The organism is Paenibacillus sp. URB8-2 (assembly GCF_013393385.1).
Lineage (GTDB): Bacteria > Bacillota > Bacilli > Paenibacillales > Paenibacillaceae > Paenibacillus_AQ.
In genome coordinates this window covers 4,625,035-4,642,141 of the sequence record NZ_AP023239.1, presented here as the reverse complement: position 1 = coordinate 4,642,141, position 17,107 = coordinate 4,625,035, and the positions used below count along the sequence as shown (strand labels likewise).

Genomic DNA, 17,107 nt, shown 5'->3' with positions numbered 1-17,107 from the left:
GTTCTGTCATACACCGATCATAATCAATCTTAGTCAGGAAAACAATGTTTGACATCTTTTTCAGGGTCCCCGCTAAAGTACCAGAGTCAGCTTCGGGGCCGGCGCAGAAGCCGCAGGAGCCTGCCTGCCGCCGCCGCTGCGAGCGACAGCAGCAGAGTGCAGGCCAACAGGAGGCAGAGCAGCTCGAATCCCGAGGCGGGTGAGTACAGAGCGGGAACCGGCGTCCAAAGGCGGGCCAGCGCGGGCGATGCTTCCATCATCGGCCGCCAGAGGAGCAGTGTAAATCCGGCAGCCAGAAAGGCATGCAGAAAGCGGGCGGCCATGAACGGCACATAGCGAAGTCCGGTACCGTTCCAAATGCTGGCGACCTGGGCGTGAACGGACAGGCCTCCCCAGGAGAGAATAAAAGCGGCTGCTGCTGCTTTGAAGGGAAGCGAGGCCGCCGCGTTTCCGGCCCCCTTGGCGCCCAGCGTCACCTCGAAAAAACCGCTGGTTATCGCCTCGGCCAGCCCGCCGGGGAAACCGAACAGCGAGAGAAACCGTCCGATAACCGAGAAGAGGAAGGCCATCACTCCCGCACGGTTCAGCAGTTCCATCAGTACAGTGAAGAATACAACCAGGCCCCCTACGACAATAATAAGATGCAGAGAGGATTGCACCGCCCCCTTTAGAAGCTCTCCAAGCGTCCGTCCGTCGCGGCGGCGGGCCTCAGCCATGGAGGCGAAGGCGGCGCCGAGACCGCCCGCATTCTGATGCTTCGGCTTGCCGGATCGGGGTGTCTCCTGTGCCTGGATAGACCCGAGCGCGGCTCCAGCCTCTTCCTTGCGCCCGTGAAAGGACATCAGCAGCCCGACGAGAAGACCGCTGCCGTAATGGGCGATCGCCAGGCAAGGCCCCAGAGCAGCATTCTGAAAGAAGCCGACCGATACCGCGCCGAGCAGAAAGATCGGGTCGGAGGAAGTCGTAAAGGCCACGAGCCTTTCACCTTCCACCCGGGTAAGCAGATTCTGCTCCCGGAGCTTGGCCGTCAGCCGGGCTCCTACCGGATAGCCGGACACATAGCCCATCGCCATCACAAAGCCGCCGCTTCCGGGAATACGAAAGAGCGGGCGCATCAGCGGATCAAACAAAGCACCGAACAGGTGGACGACCCCGAAGCCGAGCATGAGCTCGGAGATGACAAAGAAAGGAAAAAGCGACGGAAACAGCACATCCCACCAGATGGCGAGTCCGCGCAGCGCGGCGCCGAGAGCCGCCTCGGGATGAAGCAGCAGGAGCAGCATGCAGCCGGCGAGTCCCAGCGCCAGAAGCGGGCCTCTTAGCTTGTTTAAGGTCATAATTTACGCCTCCCGGTCTATGGTAAGATATGCGATTAAAGGGACAAACATCACAAAAAAATAAAGAAAGCGATTACAATTAGGAGTGCATTTTTGCTGTATTTATGATATTATAAAAATTAATTAAAGCACCTTTCCGAAAACTTTAATATTCAGGGATGGAGTGATGATGATGAGCGTAGTTGCCGGCGTTCTCGTTTGCGCTTTTGTTTATGTCATCCGGGCCTCCCTCGTCTCTCCCGGCGATGAGGATTGGCGGACCTATTAATATGCTGCAGACGCTAAACATTTGTTTAGCGTCTTTTTTGGCTTTTTGGGGTAATATATACCTAGGCACCTTTTCTTAGAAAGAGGGCTTCATGAGCGGGCCTTATTTCACTGGGGAATGGTTTTTTTGTCGTTTATAATTTTTTAGCGAAAGATGTCGAACTACCCTTAATTTTATATAATCAATAGGCCGATATAATTAAAAAAGGCGGAAAGTTGGTTGCTTCGATGAATCCGAATGAAAGCATATATGAAAACCTGGGGGGAGCCGAAAGGCTGCGCAAGCTCGTGGAAGTGTTTTATGGCAAAGTGCAGGCCCACCCGCGGCTTGGTCCTCTTTTTCCGGCAGATATTTCTCCCGTTATGGATAAGCAGTACCGCTTCCTCACTCAATTCTTCGGCGGCCCGCCGCTGTATTCCGAGGTATACGGACATCCCATGATGAGAGCCCGCCATATGCATGTGCCGATTACGGAGGAACGGTCGGAAGAATGGCTGAACTGCATGGGAGAAGCGCTGGAGGAAACCGGCGTTGAAGAGCCGCTCCGGACTTTCGTACTGCAGCGGCTGGCAGGTCCGGCCCGCCACTTTGTCAACATGCCCGCTGAATCAGATTAATGCGTGACTGACGCGTGAAAGGAATGAGGGCAGATGACCCACTTGGAGCCCCTGTACTCCATCAAAGTAACATGCTGCAACTGTGAAAAAGAGTTCGAAACCTCAAGAGTGCGTCCAAGCCTTAAGAAGGCTTTTCGCCGGGATGCGGATTTTTGCGCTTACTACAAGGATGAGAACCCGGATTACTACGTCGTTAGGGTATGTCCTTCCTGCGGCTTTGCCTCTACGGAGAACTCCGTGGGTATGCTGGCCGATTGGCAGCGGAAGGCGTTTAACGAGTGGATCGGCGGCCGTTGGCTGCACCGGGATTTCGGAGGCAAGCGGAGCTGGGCGGAAGCACTGGTAACCTACAAGCTGGCGCTACTCTGCGCGCAGTGCATTCACGACAAAGAGCGCATCATCGCAAGCCTTCTGCACCATATCGCCTGGATGTACCGTTACCAAGGCGATAACGGGCAGGAACAGCGCTTTATACAATATTCGCTGGAGTCCTATATTCAAGTGTTTGAGCAGGACGGAGTCGCGGGGAACGACGCGCGGCTAATGTTTCTGATCGGTGAGCTTAACCGCCGGTCTGGCCGGTTCTCCGAAGCGGTTAAATGGTTCTCGCGCCTGATCAACGATCGGCGGATTATGGATGCCTCGATGATTCGAGCGGCGCGCGAGCAGTGGGCGGTTATCCGAGAGCAGATGCTCGGGGAACAAAGCGGTCCGGCTGCGGGAACGACTCTGACAGGGGCGTAACGAAGAACCTGCCGGTTATACCCATAACAAAGAGGCGGCGCTTAACGCACCGCCCGGTCAAACAATAGATAATCGCCGTCGCTGTCCACGACAACGGGCCTTTCGCTGCAGCACGGGAAGACAAGCAGCTTTTTCTTGCCTTCCCGAACGCTTTGCAGCTCTTTGGGCTTCATCGGGAGAAGCACGTTCTCCGCATCGCAAAAAGGGCAGGACTGGACGTATAAATCGCCCAGAATAAGTTCATACGGCCAAGAATGGCTGAATGGAATCATGCTTCGTCCTTGCCTTCACCGCCGGCTTTCCCGCTGTCGGCATCCGTATTTTTTTTGGATAGCTCGGCTATTTTTTGCATTAAAATATGCTGGGGCATATGCATCAAGTGTTCAAGGGGCACACCCAGCTGCTTGGAGAGCGCCAAGGCCGTTTCCGGCGAAATTTGCAGTGGCCGCATTGTCAATGTCCTCCTGTCCTCTTGTAAAATATAAAGTCATTTTGCAGAATCCAAGCCAAACGCTTACGGGTACAAGCTGTAGACGAGTTGAAGCATTCACGTCTTTGGATTACGATAAATAAGCCGGAACCCTGGATGTCCGCACAATGCTTAATAAGGTAAGACGTGTTATTCACTTTACCATGGGATGCGGCGTATTACAAAGCGAATGTTGCATTAACGGATTCTAGAATGGATCATACGTAAAGGAATGGTGATAGAAGATGAAACAGCCGTTGTCTCTGACCTGGGAACTCGATTCTCTCTTTCCGGGGGGATCTTCATCTCCCGAGTTTGAACGCTTCTTAAGCGAACTGGAGAACGATATCGGCATGCTTGCGGAGAAGGTAAGAGCAGCCCAGGCTCCGGAGGATTTGGAGTCGACGAAAAATCTGGACGGCGTGATCGACCTCCTGCAAAGCTGTACCGCGCGGCTGGTTCAGGCATCGGAGTTCGCCGGATGCCTTGGCGCGCAGAACCAGCAGGATAAAGGGGCCATCCGCTTGTCTGGAACAGTAGCCGGACTCAGCGCCCGGTTTCAGGGCGTATCGTCGGAATTCGAGAATGTGCTGCGCCAAACCGGAGACGAGGTGTGGGCGGAGTGGATCGAGCGGCCCGAAATCGCGCCGCTATCGTTCGTGCTGAGTGAAAGCCGGGACCAGGCCCGCGAGAAAATGAGCCCGGAACTGGAGAGCCTGGCGCTTGAATTGGCGGTGGACGGCTACCACGGCTGGAGCGAGCACTATGAGACGATCGTCAGTTCCATCTCCATTCCATACTCAGATGAGGACGGAGAGAAGCTGCTGTCGGCGGGCCAAGCTTTCAACAAGCTGCACGTTAATGACAATAAAGCCCGCAAGGAAATGTTCGCCAAATGGGAAAAGGCGTGGGAAGGCGTCGCCGATTATGCCGCGGATACGCTGAATCATCTGGCTGGCTTCCGCCTGAAGCTCTATGAACGCCGGGGATGGGACGATGTGCTGAAGGAGCCGCTCAGCATCAACCGCATGTCTCGCGAGTCGCTGGACGTCATGTGGGACGTTATCGTCAAGAGCAAGCCGGCCCTCATCTCATACTTGGAGCGCAAGGCGAAGCTGCTGGGACTGGAGAAGCTCGGCTGGGAAGACGTGGAAGCCCCGCTGGCGAGTTCTTCAGGCAAGATATCCTATGACCGGGCGGCTGAAGAAATCGTCACTCAGTTCGGAAAATTCAGTCCGAAGCTTGCGGAATTTGCAGAGCGCGCATTCGACAGCAGCTGGATTGAAGTGGAGGATCGGCCGGGCAAGCGTCCTGGCGGCTTCTGCGTCTCGTTCCCGCTGATCAAGGAATCGCGGATCTTTATGACGTACAGCGGCACGCCTTCCAATGTCGCCACACTGGCCCATGAGCTCGGCCACGCCTACCATTCCTTCCTGCTGGATGACCAGCCCGTGCTCAATCAGAACTACGCCATGAACGTGGCCGAAACGGCCTCGACGTTCGCCGAAGTTATCGTATCCGACGCGCAGGTCAAGGCGGCGGACAGCGATGAAGAGAAGCTGGCTCTGCTCGAGGAGAAGATTCAGAACAGCGTCGCTTTTTTCATGAACATACATGCCCGGTTCCTGTTCGAGACCCGATTTTACGAGAAGCGCAAGGCGGGATTGGTCAGTGCGGAGGAGATTTCAACGCTTATGGCGGAGGCGCAGAAGGAAGCGTTCGGCGGGATTTTGTCCGGCTACCATCCGCATTTCTGGGCGTCCAAGCTGCATTTTTATATTACGGGCGTGCCGTTCTATAATTTCCCGTACACCGTCGGTTACATGTTCAGCACCGGCCTTTACCGTCTTGCTCTGCAGGAGGGTCCGTCCTTTGCGGACAAATACGATGCGCTGCTGCGCGACACCGGCGTTATGACGCTTGAGGATCTGGCCCGCAAGCATTTGGGCGTGGATTTGACGCAGCCGGACTTCTGGCAGGGAGCCGCCGACTTGATTCTTGAAGACATCTCCACCTTTCTGGACATGACGAAGCATTTAGCTTGACTTCGCATCTACGCAAATGTATGCATTTATTGATGCAATAAAGCCCATCTAATTGCGTTTTTATTGTGTGAATATGAACGACCCTCGCGATGTATTGCATTACGGGGGTCGTTTTTCATGGATATTTGTCGAAAACAATCGATTAAACAGCAGGTATTTGGAAGAAAATGATGAAAAATGCGCATATATAGGGATTATAACCCAATTATGTTGATTATTGTTGTGTGGCTTGGTCGGATATCCTATAATGAGTCCTAAGCCTTAGGCAGTAAGGCTGTATGTATAAAGAGGAGGAAAGATATGCTTAAGACGGAACAATTGTCTTTGGCGAGGCAGATGGATCTGGTGTTTAAAGAGCTTCAGGAGGAATTGTCGGGATTGTCTTCCGGGACCGTATTTGTACAAATACGAAATAATGTCATTGGCAAATTCGGTATCCGCCATAATCCTCTATCCGGACGCAGCGGCACATTCACCGACAAGGGGGAGGGGCTTACCGCCGGGCAGTTGTCCTCGTTTCGCCTGATGGCTCTGGAAAGTCTGAACTTCAAGCGGCGGTGGACGCATGGCGAAATCAGCTATGAATTTGCCGTAAGGCAGGGAATTGTAATGGTCGACGCCGTAATGGAATCCAATTACAACATGGCTAATCTGATGATCCGCTATCCCCGGAACACGCAGGCCGAGACTGATCATTATTGCGGATAACTTCGCTGTTTAATCATAATTGTATTTGAAAAAGCCCCCGCTTCAGCGAAGCGGGAGGCCGACTAGCTGTTCGGCTGGCCCATTCGGACCGGCTGAATAAAAACGATGGACTATGCATTACACACGACCGGAGAGTTGTTGCTCTGCCAGTTGTACAAGACGTTTGGTGATATACCCTCCCAGAGAACCGGTTTCGCGGGAAGTGTAGTTACCATAGTACCCGTCTTGAGGAATAGTTACTCCAAGCTCTTGCGCCGCTTCAAGTTTCAGTTGTTGCAGCGCAGCGGTTGCTTGAGGAACGACCAGGTTGTTGGAACGGCTGCTGCGACCTTGGCTTTGACCTACTTGACCCATGTGTGTCACCTCCTTCGTCCTTGGTAGAGATAGTATGAGCGTGGAGGCGGGAATTCATGCATGATAAAGAAAGGTTTTAAGGCTGGGAATAAGTGTATAAAAAGACCCGGGAATTGCGGGTTTCCTGCGGATTTTCCCCGGAATGCAGGTGCGCGGAATGGCTAATGTGATCCTTGAAAGTAAGCAAAAGGGCAACCCGAGTATTTCGCCGGGTTGCCCTTTTAGCGTTAGGTTGCAGCATCTGATACGGCTGCGGAAATGTCAGTCTTCAGGATATATCATTTCAATTGAGGTTTTCAGTTCAAGACTCTGACCGGGAGCAAGCGTCAGCAGCCCGGTGAAGTTTGGATCTTGGGAAACGTTGGGCGCATCCGGCAGCCACGTATACGGCTCGGCGCAGAGATAAAGATCGGCAGGCCCCTTTGTATAGACCACCCAATGACGGAAATAGTTCTCGTCCGCGCTGTAGCGGAGCCCGTAGCCGTCATCACGGAGCAGAAGAGCTTGGACGGGAGTCTTATCGCCGATCCGCAGAGCGGTGTCGAAATTGGTGCCCTGAAGGTTCATTCCTTCATTCAAGGCTTCGAGCGAACCGAGGGGATTAACCTTTCCGCTGGGCAGGAGCTGGTCGTTCAGCTCGTAAATGCTCTCCACCGGCAGCTTAAGGCTCCACCGCCTCGGCTGGCCGTCGATCATGAACCAGGTGTGATAGCCGATACCGAAGGGGATGCTTCGTTCGCCGCCCAGATGGGTCACCTTCAGAGTCTGATTCAATACCGCATCCTGCAGCCGGAATGTCATTTCGAATTGGAGCGGGGCCGGCAGCTGTTCCATCCAGTGGGGATCGTCTGTCGTCTTGAATTCGGTGGTTACCGCACAGCCTTCATCGTCTTCCTCGATATCGCTGACGCACCAGGACTGTGTCCGGTGCAGGCCATGAATATGATTGTCGCCGGCGGTGTTGCGGTCAAACTGGTAATGCGCGCCATCAAATTCAAACTGTCCCTTGGCGATGCGCCCCGGTGGAATCAAGAGCGGAATACCGAAGTGATAGGGCTTCTGCATATAAAAATCCAGGTCGGCCTCATCCGGCCGGCGCAGAACTTCCCGCCCTTCCTTTCGGTCCCACAGGGAGATTACGTTGTTGCCGAGACGCGGCAGCAGCGTGACTTCCAAATCGCGGCTATGCAAAATGTAAGTGTCATAACCGCACCATTGCCCTTTGGTCACCTGTTTCATGATCCATGCTCCTTTTTTCATACGCTTAATTCGAAAATGTAAATGTAAACACGATATCCTTATCATAACAGAATTATGTTCAAGCGGTTGAAGATTTCAGTATATTGCGAAATGCCCATTTGACAAACTTATCTTCGGGCTCTATGATGAACTCAGTTAACGATGTTGTCAATGCGATGACGGGGATAAGTAGGCGGGAGTGACAGGCCATCAGAAAGCCGGTGGGTGATGCGAACCGGAGAATGCCTCCCGGATGAATGGACCCCTGAGCGCCGCGATCGAACGGGAAATCTTCCCTGGTAGACCGGCCGGATCTTCCCCGTTACAGGAAGTCTTAAGGCTGTTTGCAGCATTCCGCGATGTTTCTTTGGAAGTAAGCGCGGGAAAGGCTGAAGCGGCAAATAAGGGTGGCACCACGGTCTCACGTCCCTTCGGAGTGAGGCTTTTTTGCGTTCTTTTGTGAACAGTCATGATATTTGATCGGAGGAGTTATACTATGAAAAAAGTCCTTTCCGGCATTCAACCCAGCGGCACGCTGACGCTCGGCAATTATATCGGCGCGATGAAAAATTTCGTCAAGCTTCAGGAAGAGCATGAATGTTATTTTATGGTGGTTGACCTGCATGCCGTTACCGTACCGCAGGAACCGGCCAGCTTGCGCGAGCAGTCCGAGGCGGTTGCCGCGCTGTTCATCGCTTCGGGCATCGATCCCGTCCGGTCCAATGTGTATCTGCAGTCGCATGTGCCCCAGCACGCCGAACTGGGCTGGCTGATGACAACGCTCACCGCGATGGGCGAATTGGAGCGGATGACTCAGTTTAAAGACAAGTCATCGGGGAAAGACAACGTCGGCGCGGGATTGTTCGTCTACCCTGCGCTAATGGCCGCCGACATCCTCGTGTACAACGCGGATCTCGTTCCGGTGGGCGAAGACCAGAAGCAGCACCTGGAACTGACACGCGATCTGGCGGGACGTTTCAACCACCGATACGGCGAGTTCTTCACCATTCCGGAGCCGTATATTCCGAAAGTCGGGGCCCGGATCATGTCGCTGGATGACGGACGGAAGAAGATGAGCAAGAGCAGCCCGAACGCCGGCAGTTATATCGCCCTGCTTGATTCTCCGGATGTTATCCGCAAAAAAATCAGCCGGGCAACCACGGATTCCGGACGGGAAGTCATATACGACCCGGCCAACAAGCCGGAAGTCAGCAATTTAATGAGCATTTATTCGGAATGCTCCGGGCTGTCCCTTGCGGAAATCACCGAGCGGTATGAAGGACAGATGTACGGCGGGTTCAAAAAAGATCTGGCCGAAGTCATCGTGGCGACGCTTGAGCCGATTCAGGAGCGGTACCGCGACATCCGAAGCTCCGGAGCCATTACCGACATCCTCGCCGCTGGCGCCGAGCGCGCCCGGGCCGTGGCGTCGGTGACGCTCGCCGGAGTCAAGGAGCGGATGGGATTCCTGCCCGCACGGTAACATTGTGTTATCATTCTCTTTGTCTGCGGGCTTTGATGATGAATCCCCAGCCGATATTCAGCACGCATAACGCTCCCAGCAGAAGCGCGATCCAGAGCTGGTAGCTGATGGCGATGGAAGCTGCGGTGAGGAGCAGAATCGAAGAAAGCGCGAACCATAACGAAAGTCCTTTACTCATTGCAGTGAGCCTCCGTTTCGCGGCAGGCCTGACGCTGCCCAATCGGGATCAAGGCGGCTGCCTAATAATAGACTATTCTATAATGAAATAGGGCAGGTTGATACTGAAAAAATCCCGGAGCGCTCGTTGCTCCGGGATTTTTTTGAAATATCAGACTCCCATGCCGCTGCGCGGCACCACTGAATAATGAAAATATGGGCGATACTGGTTACTGGGCTGGCGAAGGTAGGTCGTACTTTCTTGGTGTCACGAACCCGGATATCAGACGGACCCCATCGACCCGGTGCATCACAGATTGTTGCTCCCATTCGGGAAGCACGCAGGGCAGAATAACCTTAGCATTGGTCTTTGCACCAGCCTTAATTAACGCCAGCAGGCAGGAGAAGCAAAGCATGGAAATCCTGATTGAACGTTGCTGTGGATTGGATGTGCACAAGAAAAGCATCACCGCATGTATCATCACCCCGAAAGGAAAGGAGATTCGAAGTTTTGAAACCCTGACCAGACGACTGGTCGATCTGGTGGATTGGATCAAAAGCGAGCGGTGCAGCCATGTCGCGATGGAGAGTACCGGGGATTACTGGAAACCGATTTATAACCTGCTTGAACTGGAAGATGTCAAGCCGATCGTCGTGAACGCTCAGCATATCAAAGCGGTGCCTGGGCGAAAAACGGATGTAAAGGATGCGGAATGGATTGCCAAGCTACTCCGGCATGGACTGGTGCAAGGGAGCTATATTCCGGGTCGGGAGCAGCGTGAGCTACGGGAAATTATTCGCTACCGGCGAAGCATCATCGAAGAACGAGCCCGGGAAGTAAACCGACTGCAAAAGGTGCTGGAAGGTGGAAATATCAAACTCTCGTCGGTGGCCTCCAATGTGCTGGGCGTATCTGGACGGAACATGCTGGAAGCGATGATTCAGGGAGAAAGTGATCCATCGATCCTGGCTGACTTCGCGCAAAAGAAGCTGAAGGCCAAGAAAGAGCAATTAAAACTGGCGCTTGAAGGTAGCTTGGGGCCGCATCAGCTGCTCATGCTGGAAAAACAGCTGTCGCATATCGACCAATTGAACGAGTTAATCACCGAACTGGATGAAGAAGTGGAACGCCGAATGACCCCTTTCGCAGAGGACCTGAAGTTATTGGATACCATTCCCGGCGTCGGTAAGCGAACCGCCGAACAAATTCTGGCGGAAATCGGGACCGACATGACACGGTTTCCAAGTCCGGGACATTTATGTTCCTGGGCAGGAATGACTCCAGGTCACGATGAAAGTGCCGGGAAAAAGCGGTCAGCGAAGACCCGAAAAGGGAACAAAAAACTGCGAAGTGCGCTGGTGGAAGCGGCACGAGCCGCGGGACGAAAAAAGAATACCTACCTGTCGGCCCAATATCACCGGATCGCAGGCAGGCGAGGAAAAAACAGGGCAGCAGTGGCTGTCGGACATAGCATCCTGACGATCGTTTATATCTTGTTAACGCGAAAACAAGAATATAAAGAACTAGGATTTGATTATTTCGATCAACGAAACCGCGACATGGTGATGAACCGTTCCATCAAACGATTAGAATCCTTAGGATACCAAGTGAATCTGACGGAACAAACGGCCTGACAGCTGATTCAAAAAAATATACAATCTGGGGTTTGTTTTCGTATGCACACTTTTAGTGTTCTGGAGCAACTTAATTTTCAGGGCAGAAAGTATAAGCTTCGCGTTTATCCTTAATCTGATATTTTTACGAGAAACGGATGCCTTCCTCTTCCAGAGGACGGCGAAGCCGTTTCTTCTTACGATCATATAGGAAGTCCTCTCATTTAACGGCGATTCCGTACATGCTGCGAAAACGGCTAAACTTTCATGGAACCCGGCTCGATGGCGAAACGCTCGTCAAGCTTCTCGCTGCTGAGCCAGCCCACATAAGTCTGAAGCGGATGGTACTGGTGATCCATGACAAGCACCGCGACAAAGGGAAATTGCTTACGGTGCAAATAACGGACGTCTCCCCAGCGTACAATATAACCCGAAGGCAGTTCTTCCACCTCGGCGACGGCATAGGAAGTAAAGTAGAGAAAAGCCTCAATATCCGGATGGGACTTGGAGCGTTCCACAGCCGGATGCCGGGAACTGACCGCGTGCTTGAACCACTCCAAACGTCCGTAGTTAAGCTGGCCGACATAGTAGTCGCCTTCCTTTTTAGCCTTAACGACATTCCAACGTCTTGGCGTTATCGTGGGGATGACGATATATTTGTCGGTCGGGTCATGCTTGATGTCCTTGAGCATAATGCTGCGGGTGATCCGGAAATGCGCGACGGTTCTCCAAATGTAATACAGGACGATGATGATGTACAGCGTCACGAACAAAGGGGCCGGAGGGATAAGGCCCGTAACCCACAGCGCGATGGCCGCAAAATGGCTGCCGAAAATAAAAGGATCGAAAATATGGATAATGTTCCAGGCGATCCAGCGTTCGGTGATCGGCCGGGCCGCTTGAGTGCCGTACGTGTTAAACACATCGCTAAAGACGTGAACGGCTACGGCAATAAAGCTCCAGAGGGCAAGATGGCTGATGGAGCGCATATCGCTTAGTCCGAAAATCGGACTAAGCACAAGTGTGATCAACCCGGGCCAGAGCAATAGGAAAGGAAGGGAGTGCGTAATCCCCCTGTGATTTCGAATATAAACCGCATTGCTCTTCAAGCGAAGGGCCGTATCGGCATCGGGGGCCTGCGAACCGATAACAGTCGCCAGCATGACGGCTCCCGCCAGCATCGGCTGAGAGGCGACGGCGGGATCGACGAAGGAGAGCCCCGCAAGTCCAAAACCCATGACAAAGTGTGTAGCGGTATCCATAGCGCAGTTCTCCTTTGTACGGAAGTTCTCTATTAATAACTACCCATTTTATCACCTTAATATTTATGTTCAACTTAAATATTTCCCGTCACGCAATTGTCAAATTGATGAACATCTTGGTCAATGATTGTCAAAGTATTTTGCGGTTTGTTATGATAAAGTTAACAGCGGAAAGCTATAATTCGCCAAAAAAGACTGCGAAACAGGCTTGCAATTACGTTCCGTCTTGAAGGCGGAACCTGAAGGAGGAACTCGAATACGTGGATAATCAATGGAGATATCAAGCCTCTTCCGATTCCGCGGCCATGTCCGCCAAGCTCCCCCCTGAAGCAGAACACGCCACATGGCGCGATTTCATTACGGTTACCAAACCGGGCATTATCCGGTCGAATCTCATCGCCGCGTTCGCCGGCTACTGGCTGGCTTCCGGTTGGGACGTTGATTACGGCAAACTGATCCTGACCCTGATCGGCACGATGCTTGTTATGGCTTCGGCCTGTGTGTTCAATAACTATTTCGACCGCGATCTGGATATGAAAATGGACCGGACCAAGAAACGCGGTCTGCCGACCGGCCGTTTGAAGCCGAATACGATTCTGCTCTACGCTATAGGACTCGGCATCGCCGGACTGATCTCGCTGTTTATCTTCTCCGGAGTATTGGCGGGTCTGTTCGGCATCGTCGGCATGTTCGTCTATGTGGTGGTTTATACCCTTTGGCTGAAGCGGACCTCCACCTGGAGCACCTCGGTCGGCGCCGTTTCCGGCGCGATGCCGCCGGTGATCGGTTATGCCGCCGTAACGGGCAAGGTCGATCTTGGCGCTTGGCTGCTGTTCGCCATGCTGTTCCTGTGGCAGCCCCCCCATTTCTGGGCCCTCGGCATCCGCCGCAAGGAAGAATACCGTGCCGCGGGATTTCCGCTGCTTCCGGTCGTGAAAGGCACGCGACGCACCAAGATTCAGATGATTCCCTATGTTGCGCTGCTCGTTCCGGTTTCGGTGTTCATGTATATGTACAACTACGCCGGTATTTTTTATTTAATTATTTCCGCCGGGCTCTCCGTTACCTGGCTTTATCTGACGCTGAATGGTCTGAGAGCGAAGGATGATGACGCCTGGGCGAAGCAGAACTTCTTTTTCTCCATTAATTATTTAACTCTCAGCCTGATCGCTTTGGTGCTCAATACGATTCACGGATGATGGAGGGAGAAGATCATGCACATCCTCTCACGGTACAAATGGACTTGGCTGCTGCTTCTGCTCGCGCTGGCCATGGCGGCCTATCTGGTCGCAAGCTCTTGGGCTTCCCGGACGGGGAAGCTTCCGGTTATCGGGGAAGTGCAGGACTTCTCCCTTGAAAATGTAAACGGTGACACGGTTACGCTTTCGGATACTCAGGGCAAGGTGCGGCTCGTATATTTCTTTTTTACCCAGTGTCCGGATGTGTGTCCCATTACAACCTTTGCCCTGTCGCAGACGCAGGACCTGCTGATCAAGGACGGCAGCTTTGGCAAAGACGCGGCCTTCCTCTCGATCTCATTCGACCCGCAGAACGACACGCGCGGGGGGATCAAGACGTTTGCCGATCGTTTCCACGCCGATTATGCCGGCTGGTACTTTCTGCGCGGGGATCAGGAGAAGGTGCGCAATCTGGCGGCGGGTTCCTTCAAAATTCTGATCGCGGGCAACAACAAGGACAATTTCGCCCACGCGAACCTGATCGGGCTGGTGGACCGGGAGAACCGGCTGCGCGCACTGTACAATGCCGGCGATACGGACCGGGTTACCCCGGAATTTTTGGCCGATGCCGTGAAAAAGCTGGCCCGCGAGTAGCGAGCAGGACCTGCAAGCGGCGTCGAAAAGCGCTTTTTTCGCGTTCCCCTTTTACGCAAGGAAGGGAGGAGCCGAAAAAGGCGTTTTTTTCGAGAATATAGGCACAGGCTGCTTTAATTTAATAAGGAAGCGGATCGGGATAGATAATGAACTCTTCCAATCCCGCCTTTTCCAGCTGCGCAATATTGTATTCATCGGGAGTGCCTTCGACTCCGGCGTAACCGCGGCGGGTGTATATATGCTCCGCATCGGGAAAAGCGTCGCGCAGGACGCCGCGTATTTTTTTGCCGGAGCTGTCGTTGTCCATGTAAAGGTAGACTTCGCTGTCTCCGACTTGTTTGCGCAGGGTCTCCAGCTTGAGCGTATTGAGCGTGCCATTGGTGCATAGAATGTCGATCTCGGGCTTCAGCAGACGCCGTAAGCGGCTGCGGTCATTCTTTCCTTCGACAATAATGGTGATGGACATGATAGCGGCGTCACCTCCGACCGAATAATGAAAGCGCGGCATGAAAGGCAGCCGGGCCTTAAATATATATTACCTAACGTTTGTCATTTTTAACAGAATGGCGGCGCGATTGTAATCATTCCCCGGGAAATGTCGCATAACCTCCGGACAATGTGCGGAATTTGTTTCGCACCTTAAAATATGTACATTGATACAGCAAAAATCACCCGGATGCTGAAGGCAGACCGGATGATTCCTTGGAGTGTACGCTATGAAGAGTAAAGTTCGTATCCTATACCCAGCAAGTTTTAAGGATGATGACAAGCAGAACGTAGAGGACCAGAATAACACCGGTAGAAGTCGGGCACACCGGAGCCGTATGAACCGGAGCAACCATAGGCTTAGGGCAGCAGGGATTCGACATTTGTAATTCAACTCTCTTTCACAGTGGATTCTTAACTACTTTGTATTATATGTCGATTTATCTACCGGGTTTGTGTCCCCGCCCATAATCCCGCAGACGGACGTTACTCAATTTTCGGGCGCCTGCCAGATTGCATCGGGTCAGATTGCCGGGCCTTGCAAGTCCGGGCGGTAGGCGGAAAGCTTGCCTGAGCCGGGACGAGGAATGAGCAGCAGCGCGAGCATTATCAGAAGGAAAGCGATGAAGTAAGGCGAGACGAGCCCCCGCAGCTGTCCGGCGGCGACAGGACCGGCGAAGGCACCGAGGGAAGTCGCAATGGACTGCAGCGAGAAGGTCCGCCCCAGGCGCCCGGGACCGCTGATGCTGATAAACAGCGCAGCCATCGCGGGGAACAGCACGCCCTTTGCGGTGCCCATTAGAAACAATACAACCGCCGGAGGGATCAAGGGAACGGCGGCAAGGCCGAAGAAGCAGAGCGCCATGCCGAGCAGCGCCGCGCTGATTCGCCAGAGGGCGGGGAGGCGGTTCAGAAACAGCATACTCAGGGTGACAAGCGCGCCGAGGCTGAGCAGCGAAAGCAATATTCCCGTCGAAAGAATGCCTTTGTTTCCGTTTCCGGCCTGCGACAGGGGGAGCTCGAAGAAGAGTACGCCCTGAGCGGAGGCAATGAAGAATGGAAGCAGGAGATACCGGAAGGGAATCGGCTTCGCTGTGACGGCTTCCGGTGAAATCAACGCTTCGGTGCGTCCGTCCCCCGCCGCTGCGCTTACCGTCTGCGCCGTCTGCTTCCTTGCGGCCTTGGGTACGCTGAAAAATGCCATAACACCAGTGGCGATCAGCAGCCAGCCCAGGCTCTGAAAGGTTCCGGAGAAACCGGCTTTGGCCACGATGAATGCGCCGGCCGCCGGCGAAAGGACGGAAGCGAGCGTATGCACGATTCCCTGGCCGGACATGTACTTCCCCTGCTTCACCGAATCGCTTGACAGCGAGGCAAGCAGCGACATGCAGGCGGGAGAGAGGAAGGCGAGCGCAAAACCGCTCGCCGCCCTGAGAAGCAGCAGATGCCATGGCAGCTGGGCATAGGCCTGGAGCAGCAAAATCAATCCGGCGGCGACCAGGCTGTAGACGATGTAGCGGCGGCTGCCCTTTCGGTCGATCAGTACGCCGGCAAGCAGATTGCCGGGAAGATGGGTGAGCGAATACATTCCCATCATCCAGCCGATAAAGGCCGGCCCGGCGCCCAGCGAAATGGCGAAGGGGGTCAGAATGGGATACTGCGCATGCAGATCAAAGTAGGCAAAGAACAAGAACAGGTAAAGCCAGAGTGCGGTTTTCAAGCAGCTTTGCACCTCCAAGAGCCGACCCCGGCCTGCCAGGTCAGGGCGGAGAGAATGTGGACGAAAGAAACGCCATCACAGGCGCCATGGACAATCGCTACTTGTACTTTACGTGAGGACGTATGGGCATATACCGATTTTTTCACAACGCTGTAGAACTCCCCGTAGCAAAGCTTACAATGTTGTTACCCCTCGGCGGATTTATGTAATATGCCGAATGATCATGTATAATAATGAATATCCGTGGCACAACGCCTATCAAGCGGGAGTCCGGGGCAAATGAGTAACAGGAGTGTGTTGCAGGATTGATGGATACTCAAGTATGGTCGCAATTTATCAGAGAAAATTGGCTCGTTATCGTTATCGGGCTTGTGCTGCTGTTCGCTGTTGTTAATTTGGTCAAAACAGTGCTGAAATGGGCGATTGCCATTGTTATTGTCGCAGGATTGTTCATTTACAGCGGAGTTACGATAGATCAGATCGGAGATGCCGTAAGCAAAGTGAAAGAGGGAACGGTCGACACACTGAAAACCGAAGCCCAGGAAGTGATGCTGAAAGAAGCTAAGGACGCCGTCTACACTTCGCATGGAGACGGAACCTTTACCATTACGACGCCCAATATCGAGGTGAAGGGCAAAGCCGGAGAGGACAAAGTGAACGTTACCTTCCGCGGCGTCAGCCTCGGGCAGTGGAGCGTGAACGATACGCTGGGGAGCTTCATCAATGAAGCGCGTAAAGCTCAGTAACTTGATTAATAATGAATGCCGCTAAAG

At 53.5% G+C, this 17,107-nt stretch carries 18 protein-coding genes and 1 pseudogene; 9 read left to right on the top strand and 10 right to left on the bottom strand.

Going from position 1 to position 17,107, the window contains the following annotated elements:
* Positions 1-86 precede the first annotated feature (86 nt).
* The gene (ylbJ, locus tag PUR_RS21410) at positions 87-1,337 is read right to left on the bottom strand and encodes a sporulation integral membrane protein YlbJ (protein ID WP_179036998.1); all 1,251 of its coding nucleotides are present in this window, start codon (positions 1,335-1,337) and stop codon (positions 87-89) included.
* A 495-nt stretch (positions 1,338-1,832) separates the two neighbouring features.
* Between ylbJ and PUR_RS21405 the strand changes: the two genes are divergently transcribed.
* Entirely contained in the window at positions 1,833-2,222 is a 390-nt protein-coding gene (locus tag PUR_RS21405; protein ID WP_179036997.1) for a globin domain-containing protein, read from the top strand.
* A 33-nt stretch (positions 2,223-2,255) separates the two neighbouring features.
* Positions 2,256-2,966, top strand: coding sequence for a DUF2225 domain-containing protein (locus tag PUR_RS21400; RefSeq protein WP_179036996.1), 711 nt, complete (start codon positions 2,256-2,258; stop codon positions 2,964-2,966).
* A gap of 41 nt (positions 2,967-3,007) precedes the next feature.
* Here PUR_RS21400 and PUR_RS21395 read toward each other — a convergent pair whose 3' ends face one another.
* Both PUR_RS21395 and PUR_RS21390 read right to left on the bottom strand, forming a co-directional pair.
* Positions 3,008-3,238, bottom strand: a complete 231-nt coding sequence (locus tag PUR_RS21395) for a hypothetical protein (protein WP_179036995.1) — start codon at positions 3,236-3,238, stop codon at positions 3,008-3,010.
* Positions 3,235-3,417: a YycC family protein gene (locus tag PUR_RS21390; RefSeq protein ID WP_179036994.1), complete on the bottom strand. Its 183-nt coding sequence runs from the start codon at positions 3,415-3,417 to the stop codon at positions 3,235-3,237. The genes PUR_RS21395 and PUR_RS21390 overlap by 4 nt, the downstream gene beginning before the upstream one ends.
* Before the next feature lie 263 nt (positions 3,418-3,680).
* Here PUR_RS21390 and PUR_RS21385 point away from each other — a divergent pair, with 263 nt between their 5' ends.
* Together PUR_RS21385 and PUR_RS21380 are read left to right on the top strand one after the other, a co-directional pair.
* Complete coding sequence (locus PUR_RS21385) at positions 3,681-5,480, top strand: M3 family oligoendopeptidase (RefSeq protein ID WP_179036993.1); 1,800 nt, start codon at positions 3,681-3,683, stop codon at positions 5,478-5,480.
* A gap of 300 nt (positions 5,481-5,780) precedes the next feature.
* Positions 5,781-6,188 carry an O-methyltransferase gene (locus tag PUR_RS21380; protein ID WP_179036992.1) on the top strand — a complete coding sequence of 136 codons (408 nt, stop codon included), beginning with the start codon at positions 5,781-5,783 and terminating at the stop codon, positions 6,186-6,188.
* A gap of 117 nt (positions 6,189-6,305) precedes the next feature.
* On the opposite strand, the gene PUR_RS21375 is transcribed toward PUR_RS21380, so the two are convergent.
* Together PUR_RS21375 and PUR_RS21370 are read right to left on the bottom strand one after the other, a co-directional pair.
* A complete protein-coding gene (locus PUR_RS21375; RefSeq protein ID WP_179036991.1) occupies positions 6,306-6,542 on the bottom strand; it encodes an alpha/beta-type small acid-soluble spore protein in 237 nt (78 codons plus the stop codon).
* A gap of 261 nt (positions 6,543-6,803) precedes the next feature.
* The gene (locus PUR_RS21370) at positions 6,804-7,781 is read right to left on the bottom strand and encodes an aldose 1-epimerase (RefSeq protein ID WP_179036990.1); all 978 of its coding nucleotides are present in this window, start codon (positions 7,779-7,781) and stop codon (positions 6,804-6,806) included.
* Positions 7,782-8,277: 496 nt separating this feature from the next.
* Between PUR_RS21370 and trpS the strand changes: the two genes are divergently transcribed.
* Positions 8,278-9,264, top strand: a complete 987-nt coding sequence (gene trpS / locus PUR_RS21365; protein WP_179036989.1) for a tryptophan--tRNA ligase — start codon at positions 8,278-8,280, stop codon at positions 9,262-9,264.
* 10 nt (positions 9,265-9,274) lie between these two features.
* Here the strand turns inward: trpS and PUR_RS21360 are convergent, their stop codons facing one another.
* Positions 9,275-9,442 (bottom strand): hypothetical protein, encoded by a 168-nt coding sequence (locus tag PUR_RS21360; RefSeq protein ID WP_179036988.1) that lies wholly within the window; start codon positions 9,440-9,442, stop codon positions 9,275-9,277.
* A gap of 392 nt (positions 9,443-9,834) precedes the next feature.
* Between PUR_RS21360 and PUR_RS21355 the strand changes: the two genes are divergently transcribed.
* Complete coding sequence (locus PUR_RS21355; protein ID WP_179036987.1) at positions 9,835-11,055, top strand: IS110 family RNA-guided transposase; 1,221 nt, start codon at positions 9,835-9,837, stop codon at positions 11,053-11,055.
* A gap of 236 nt (positions 11,056-11,291) precedes the next feature.
* Here PUR_RS21355 and PUR_RS21350 read toward each other — a convergent pair whose 3' ends face one another.
* A complete protein-coding gene (locus PUR_RS21350) occupies positions 11,292-12,296 on the bottom strand; it encodes a metal-dependent hydrolase (protein ID WP_179036986.1) in 1,005 nt (334 codons plus the stop codon).
* A gap of 260 nt (positions 12,297-12,556) precedes the next feature.
* Between PUR_RS21350 and cyoE the strand changes: the two genes are divergently transcribed.
* Positions 12,557-13,495, top strand: a complete 939-nt coding sequence (gene cyoE, locus PUR_RS21345; RefSeq protein WP_179036985.1) for a heme o synthase — start codon at positions 12,557-12,559, stop codon at positions 13,493-13,495.
* A gap of 15 nt (positions 13,496-13,510) precedes the next feature.
* The gene (locus tag PUR_RS21340) at positions 13,511-14,128 is read left to right on the top strand and encodes an SCO family protein (protein WP_179036984.1); all 618 of its coding nucleotides are present in this window, start codon (positions 13,511-13,513) and stop codon (positions 14,126-14,128) included.
* Positions 14,129-14,246: 118 nt separating this feature from the next.
* On the opposite strand, the gene PUR_RS21335 is transcribed toward PUR_RS21340, so the two are convergent.
* From PUR_RS21335 to PUR_RS21330, 3 genes and pseudogenes are all read right to left on the bottom strand, one after another.
* Complete coding sequence (locus PUR_RS21335; RefSeq protein ID WP_179036983.1) at positions 14,247-14,594, bottom strand: toprim domain-containing protein; 348 nt, start codon at positions 14,592-14,594, stop codon at positions 14,247-14,249.
* A 271-nt stretch (positions 14,595-14,865) separates the two neighbouring features.
* Positions 14,866-14,941 (bottom strand): annotated as a pseudogene (locus PUR_RS26675) (YjcZ family sporulation protein).
* A 196-nt stretch (positions 14,942-15,137) separates the two neighbouring features.
* Positions 15,138-16,334: an MFS transporter gene (locus tag PUR_RS21330; RefSeq protein ID WP_179036982.1), complete on the bottom strand. Its 1,197-nt coding sequence runs from the start codon at positions 16,332-16,334 to the stop codon at positions 15,138-15,140.
* Between the two features lie 308 nt (positions 16,335-16,642).
* On the opposite strand from PUR_RS21330, the gene PUR_RS21325 reads away from it, so the two are divergent.
* Entirely contained in the window at positions 16,643-17,080 is a 438-nt protein-coding gene (locus PUR_RS21325; protein WP_179036981.1) for a hypothetical protein, read from the top strand.
* Positions 17,081-17,107: the final 27 nt, after the last annotated feature.

What these genes read in the sequence shown, in the direction of transcription:
- ylbJ (WP_179036998.1), bottom strand. Translation starts at nt 1,337, where the DNA reads ATGACCTTAAACAAGCTAAGAGGCCCGCTTCTGGCGCTGGGACTCGCC.
- PUR_RS21405 (WP_179036997.1), top strand. Translation starts at nt 1,833, where the DNA reads ATGAATCCGAATGAAAGCATATATGAAAACCTGGGGGGAGCCGAAAGG.
- PUR_RS21400 (WP_179036996.1), top strand. Translation starts at nt 2,256, where the DNA reads ATGACCCACTTGGAGCCCCTGTACTCCATCAAAGTAACATGCTGCAAC.
- PUR_RS21395 (WP_179036995.1), bottom strand. Translation starts at nt 3,238, where the DNA reads ATGATTCCATTCAGCCATTCTTGGCCGTATGAACTTATTCTGGGCGAT.
- PUR_RS21390 (WP_179036994.1), bottom strand. Translation starts at nt 3,417, where the DNA reads ATGCGGCCACTGCAAATTTCGCCGGAAACGGCCTTGGCGCTCTCCAAG.
- PUR_RS21385 (WP_179036993.1), top strand. Translation starts at nt 3,681, where the DNA reads ATGAAACAGCCGTTGTCTCTGACCTGGGAACTCGATTCTCTCTTTCCG.
- PUR_RS21380 (WP_179036992.1), top strand. Translation starts at nt 5,781, where the DNA reads ATGCTTAAGACGGAACAATTGTCTTTGGCGAGGCAGATGGATCTGGTG.
- PUR_RS21375 (WP_179036991.1), bottom strand. Translation starts at nt 6,542, where the DNA reads ATGGGTCAAGTAGGTCAAAGCCAAGGTCGCAGCAGCCGTTCCAACAAC.
- PUR_RS21370 (WP_179036990.1), bottom strand. Translation starts at nt 7,781, where the DNA reads ATGAAACAGGTGACCAAAGGGCAATGGTGCGGTTATGACACTTACATT.
- trpS (WP_179036989.1), top strand. Translation starts at nt 8,278, where the DNA reads ATGAAAAAAGTCCTTTCCGGCATTCAACCCAGCGGCACGCTGACGCTC.
- PUR_RS21360 (WP_179036988.1), bottom strand. Translation starts at nt 9,442, where the DNA reads ATGAGTAAAGGACTTTCGTTATGGTTCGCGCTTTCTTCGATTCTGCTC.
- PUR_RS21355 (WP_179036987.1), top strand. Translation starts at nt 9,835, where the DNA reads ATGGAAATCCTGATTGAACGTTGCTGTGGATTGGATGTGCACAAGAAA.
- PUR_RS21350 (WP_179036986.1), bottom strand. Translation starts at nt 12,296, where the DNA reads ATGGATACCGCTACACACTTTGTCATGGGTTTTGGACTTGCGGGGCTC.
- PUR_RS21340 (WP_179036984.1), top strand. Translation starts at nt 13,511, where the DNA reads ATGCACATCCTCTCACGGTACAAATGGACTTGGCTGCTGCTTCTGCTC.
- PUR_RS21335 (WP_179036983.1), bottom strand. Translation starts at nt 14,594, where the DNA reads ATGTCCATCACCATTATTGTCGAAGGAAAGAATGACCGCAGCCGCTTA.
- PUR_RS21325 (WP_179036981.1), top strand. Translation starts at nt 16,643, where the DNA reads ATGGATACTCAAGTATGGTCGCAATTTATCAGAGAAAATTGGCTCGTT.